Origin of the sequence: [Phormidium] sp. LEGE 05292 (genome assembly GCF_015207735.1) — a bacterium.
Taxonomy (GTDB): Bacteria; Cyanobacteriota; Cyanobacteriia; order Cyanobacteriales; family Aerosakkonemataceae; genus Floridanema.
The window spans coordinates 1-4,926 of record NZ_JADEWG010000266.1 but is presented as its reverse complement, the minus strand read 5'-3'; the positions used below and the strand labels follow the sequence as shown (position 1 = coordinate 4,926).

Annotated in this window: 5 protein-coding genes; 3 read left to right on the top strand and 2 right to left on the bottom strand. The window is 42.0% G+C overall.

Annotated features, from left to right (window positions below; translation table 11 throughout):
- Nucleotides 1-240 precede the first annotated feature (240 nt).
- The gene (locus tag IQ264_RS31565; RefSeq protein WP_193986538.1) at nucleotides 241-999 is read left to right on the top strand and encodes a hypothetical protein; all 759 of its coding nucleotides are present in this window, start codon (nucleotides 241-243) and stop codon (nucleotides 997-999) included.
- A gap of 38 nt (nucleotides 1,000-1,037) precedes the next feature.
- Here the strand turns inward: IQ264_RS31565 and IQ264_RS31560 are convergent, their stop codons facing one another.
- Entirely contained in the window at nucleotides 1,038-1,268 is a 231-nt protein-coding gene (locus tag IQ264_RS31560; protein WP_193986536.1) for an EF-hand domain-containing protein, read from the bottom strand.
- Between the two features lie 391 nt (nucleotides 1,269-1,659).
- On the opposite strand from IQ264_RS31560, the gene IQ264_RS31555 reads away from it, so the two are divergent.
- On the top strand, nucleotides 1,660-2,403 hold the full coding sequence (locus tag IQ264_RS31555) for a 3-oxoacyl-ACP reductase family protein (RefSeq protein WP_193986533.1): 744 nt from the start codon (nucleotides 1,660-1,662) through the stop codon (nucleotides 2,401-2,403).
- A 270-nt stretch (nucleotides 2,404-2,673) separates the two neighbouring features.
- On the opposite strand, the gene IQ264_RS31550 is transcribed toward IQ264_RS31555, so the two are convergent.
- Nucleotides 2,674-3,702 carry a protelomerase family protein gene (locus tag IQ264_RS31550; RefSeq protein ID WP_193986531.1) on the bottom strand — a complete coding sequence of 343 codons (1,029 nt, stop codon included), beginning with the start codon at nucleotides 3,700-3,702 and terminating at the stop codon, nucleotides 2,674-2,676.
- 191 nt (nucleotides 3,703-3,893) lie between these two features.
- Here IQ264_RS31550 and IQ264_RS31545 point away from each other — a divergent pair, with 191 nt between their 5' ends.
- Nucleotides 3,894-4,862, top strand: coding sequence for a hypothetical protein (locus IQ264_RS31545; protein ID WP_193986529.1), 969 nt, complete (start codon nucleotides 3,894-3,896; stop codon nucleotides 4,860-4,862).
- Nucleotides 4,863-4,926: the final 64 nt, after the last annotated feature.

Below are 4,926 nucleotides of genomic sequence, written 5' to 3'. Positions count from 1 at the left end.
TAGTCAGGCTGAGCATTGCTCAGCCTGACTACCCTTTGATTCAATCTTATCCTCATGATTATTGTCTCAAATTTTACCTCCTCTTAAGATTAGCGATCGCACCCACCAACTACTTTTGACCACACCCCTAGCGAACAGAAGCCCAAATTATTTCAAGCTATTGGGATTTTACCAGGGAAAGTCAGGTTTGACTCCGAAATCAACAGAGCATTTGTCAAGATTCAAGGGAAGGAGTACCCCTTGAAATACGCGCCTCATAACAAAGGGATGAGAGCTTGGGATGCACTCAAACTGGAATTAGGAGAAAACGGGTCAAAGGAATTAAGGCTAACGGTATATCCCCAAGCGTTGCATTTTCCGGGGCGGGATAAAACACACATATTAGGATTCTCGCTTGTAGGATTCGCACCTATAAATGGTGAGGATAATTCATCTGATAAGGATGTATTCACTGCACAAGATTTTGAGTTTAAACTTTGTGGACTGTGGCAATTTATTCCAGTGTGTAGAACGCCGTGCATTTCAGTTTTTCGGAATTTTAATGAGGAGATTAAAGCCAGAATTAAACCGTTAGACTCGGCACGGAAAGTTCGATTCATGAAAGCGCAGCATCTTCCATTAATTTGGAAAGATGCGCTAGTACCGCCATTCCGATTCAATCCAAAACTTCAGAAGGAGGAGCAAGGTAAGCGTTATTTTGTGGAGATAAAAGCACGGTTCATCCCAGGCAGGGATATGTTTGGATTTGAATCTTTGAATGGGATACCAACTGAAGAAATACCACCACATTTCAAACCTGGTAAGGCTTTGAAGGCAGAAGTACTGGAATTGAAGAAACAGCAGAAGCGGGCTAAAGCGGAGGAAGTGAGTAACGTCGATCGAGCAAGAAGTTCGCCGCCTACTACCACTGATAAGCCTAAGCCTACGCTCAAAAAGAAGGTTGTCGTGCAACCTGAAACTGAAGAAACTGGTGGGAGCGATCGCACAATGGATTTGTAGAGTACCTGGTTAACTGGTGGGAATGGCGAGCGCGACAGCTAGGTTAAATTATTTGCTTTCTTAACTACTTCCTTTAACTCTTCAAAGGTGATACTACCGTCTTCATCTCCATGCGTAGCTAGCAATTCTTGGGGACTACTCATACCTGTTTCAGCCGAGATGATTGCACTTAAACCAGGGCTTAAAAAAAGCTCATGAATGGAGACTTTGCCGTTTTTATCTCCATCTAAGGTATTAAAAAGAGATTGAAGTTCTTGCTCAGTTGCCATAAGTTTTTATCTGAATTAATTATTCAATTTAAGATCTTTTCATTAAATAAATTTATATCCAAAGACGTAGAAAGGGGTATTGCTGGGGGCTTAGATTTTTCTCTTGTTTACGCTCCCTTTTTCTCCTATACATGACATCTGCTGTTTTTTTGGCTTTTTTGGGGAACTTTTGTCACCAATTCTGGCCTAATCCTACTTTTTCTTTACTCATTTAACGGCAGAGCAACGCTTTCCAGCCAGAAAATTATTAAGTTATTTTGCCATCTTTGTTAAGATATTTGCCATTTAATGGATAGTATGTTGGCGGGTAGTCCTCACACGCTTTTTGTAGCAACCAGAGTATTACCAACCATTGAACCGGAAACCAACGTTCTTACATCAAGCATTGAATATGAATCACACACTTAAGAACAAACGCGCACTAATCACGGGTGGCAGTCGCGGTATTGGGGCAGCGATCGTTAAGCGTTTAGCCAGTGAAGGCGCTGATGTTGCTTTCACCTATAGCAGTTCACCCGAGCGAGCCAATGAAGTTGCACAGGCAGCACAGGCGTTAGGTGTCCGGGCTGTTGCCATCCAAGCTGACAGTGCTGATGCTAGTGCGGTAGTCGCTGCGGTTGAGCAAACGGTGGATCAATTAGGTGGCATTGATATCCTGGTTAATAGTGCTGGTGTGCTAGCAATCGCTCCGTTAAATGATTTCAAACTCGAGGACTTCGATCGCACTCTTGCCGTTAATGTGCGTGCTGTCTTTGTCGCAACGCAAGCCGCAGCCAAGCACATGCAAGCTGGTGGACGCATCATTAACATTGGCAGCACCAACGCCGAACGGATGCCCTTTGCAGGAGGTGGTGTATATGCGATGAGCAAATCCGCTTTACAAGGTTTGGTACAAGGGCTGTCGCGGGATCTCGGACCGCAAGGCATTACGATCAACAATGTGCAGCCAGGACCGATCGCGACGGAAATGAATCCTCCGACTGGGGAATTTGCTGAAATGCTTACGAAGCAAATCGCAATCGCCCGCTACGGCACTGTTGAAGAGGTGGCAGGCATGGTCGCTTATCTAGCGAGTCCTGAAGCGGGTTACATTACAGGCGCAAACCTGATGATTGATGGAGGTTTCAGCGCTTAACTACAGTCAGCAAAGAACACGATTTGCCTTTGGTACGATGGCACCGCCCTTGACGCGGCACGACTTCTCACGGATTTTCCCACAGCCTGATTTGGCTGTTTCAAAATGTGTACCAATTACATAATTAATATGCTGCGTAATCGCTTTCGCTTGTACCTCCGAGTAACAAGCATTTAGTAAAATACACTCCACTGAATCAGCAAACAAACTAAATAAATCGGCGAGTGCTTCTGTACTAACAATTTGCACTCCTTCAGTGCCTCTTATTGCTTATAGTTTGGTAATACTACCTTGCTTAATCTCAAACCGTTGGTATGCCTTAATTGTAGCTTCATCATTATCACCAAGTATAGAACGGGCATAGTCCAAATAATCGAAAGGGTCAACGCCTGAGTTAGCTATGCAAGCTTTCAGGTATGCTCCTCTAAATTTGTGGTAGGTCATATCCTCTATAATTGCCCAATCTTTGGCACGCTCATTTAACACTTTTGACCAACGTCTGTTAACTCTCTCCGGGTCTTCTGTGGCATCAAATCGTTTATCATGCTTCTCTAAAAATTCCATACCAGCTAATACCAAATCAGCTGATAGCAGAGTAGGAACTGTAAACTCAAAATCTCTCAACTTCTGTCCATCAAGTTTCCTGCTTTTCCCCTTCAATTGACCTGTAAAACCTAACTCATAATCCCCTATTTTTCTAAACTTTGCTGATAAGTGGACTTCAGCCATTCTGCGTCCAGTTGCTAGAGCGATCGCACAGGAAACATCGCGCCATTCCACATCAAACAAAGTAGCTCCATTAGCTACTTGTGTAAGCACTTCCTTGGCTTTAATTAAGTAGGGCGATAAGCCTAAATATATCCTATTTTCAGCCTTTGAACGAGCTTTAACTTGTTCTCGATACCGGACATTTTGCTTTTCTTTGTAGGGACTGAATAGGAAACTTAAAGCATTACCAAAGTGAGTAATTATTGTGCAAACTGGATTGTAATTAGCCTGGTCTAGCAGTTCAGTTTTAGCAGCTTTCTTTAGCTCTTTTTTCAATGCTGTAATTTGGCGTAAACAAGCCCCATATTCCCTTTCGGCTTCTGGCTTATCATCTGGGTAGTTAGCTTTAAGTAATGCTGCTTCCTTGGTGGCTAAATCTTTCCAACCTATCAAACATAAAGATTTTACTCCTTTCTCTCTGTTGCTGCGATTATACGGCGCTAGAGCTTCAAATTTGGGGAGTAGTTCCTTTACTCGCCACTCGATAAACTCATTAGTCAATTCATCAGGATGCTTTAGCTGTCTACTCATCTTCCTTACTCTGATTTACTCTGCTTTTAAAGTAAGCAAGGAATAAGCTAAACGTCCATGAATTAATGCTTATGATAACTTCCTTGAATACATTAAGATTAATATATTAAACCTATTTATCTATTGAGTAGTGGTATTGATAAAGTACTATAAACCCACTAATCTATAGATATACCAAGAGACTAACTGATATGGCAACTAAACCTAAAATTGATTGGGTAAAATTGGGTCAGCAATTAGCTCAAAACCTTGATGGCATTACCAATGAAGCCCAGATTAAGCAACTGACTATCGACACAGTAAATCAAATTATTGAAGCCGGAATCACCCTTAAGCGTCCTTTAGGCATTGTTCGCAAAGAAATTGAAGCTAAATTTCCTATAGTGCCAGCAACAAAAGTAAAACCAAAAGGGTATTACTTCACTAACACAGGATTTGGCAGAGTAGAACGCTTTGAGCATTTAGCTTTATGGTACTTAACCGAAAATACCGACCGATGGAATGTCACAGGCGATGATGCTAGAAGGGAATACTGGCAAGGTTTACCTAAGTTTGGCATTCAGCAATCAACGCAGTCAGGAAAAACGGAAACTTTAGAAACATCACCACTACCTAATTTGACTACTCAAATGTTGGAAACTGCTGTCGTTGATGCTTTGGGACTCGATGAGGAAACTAGGGAAATTTTAGGATTGGCGATCGCACATTCAGGCTTAGATTTGGCTGAATTTATGCAGAGGGCTATCAAAACCTACGCTAACACCATCACTGGGAAAATTAGACGCTTAGAAGAGGACAGCTTAGAAAATATCTCAACGGAGGAATTACTCAATAATCCTAAATATTCTACTTATCCTGGTAGAGCGGAAGAGATGGTCAGAAGAGCGATTAATGCTATCAAAATCTATAATTCCGAAGTAGCGAACGAGCCTAAACAACGATGGATTATTACTCAAAGTTTGCTCTCAGAATTGACTGGTTCAAGGGGTTCTGTTGTTCAATCAGCTATGAAGAAATATCGAGATGATATCGACTCCCATCATCAAAAATACCCTGAGTTTTTTAATGAAGACGGCACTCTCAAACAATACTTTAACCGCAAGCGTGGTATTGATATCAGGGATGAGATTGACTTGGTTCAGCTAGTCCCTAATGGATAGCGACTAAAACTAAAAACCTTTGATGGATAATTTGTGGGTCTAATATCTGAAATTCCCCGGAGCA

Excerpts from the sequence above, each read along its gene's own strand:
- IQ264_RS31560 (WP_193986536.1), bottom strand. The coding sequence starts at position 1,268 with ATGGCAACTGAGCAAGAACTTCAATCTCTTTTTAATACCTTAGATGGA.
- IQ264_RS31555 (WP_193986533.1), top strand. The coding sequence starts at position 1,660 with ATGAATCACACACTTAAGAACAAACGCGCACTAATCACGGGTGGCAGT.
- IQ264_RS31550 (WP_193986531.1), bottom strand. The coding sequence starts at position 3,702 with ATGAGTAGACAGCTAAAGCATCCTGATGAATTGACTAATGAGTTTATC.
- IQ264_RS31545 (WP_193986529.1), top strand. The coding sequence starts at position 3,894 with ATGGCAACTAAACCTAAAATTGATTGGGTAAAATTGGGTCAGCAATTA.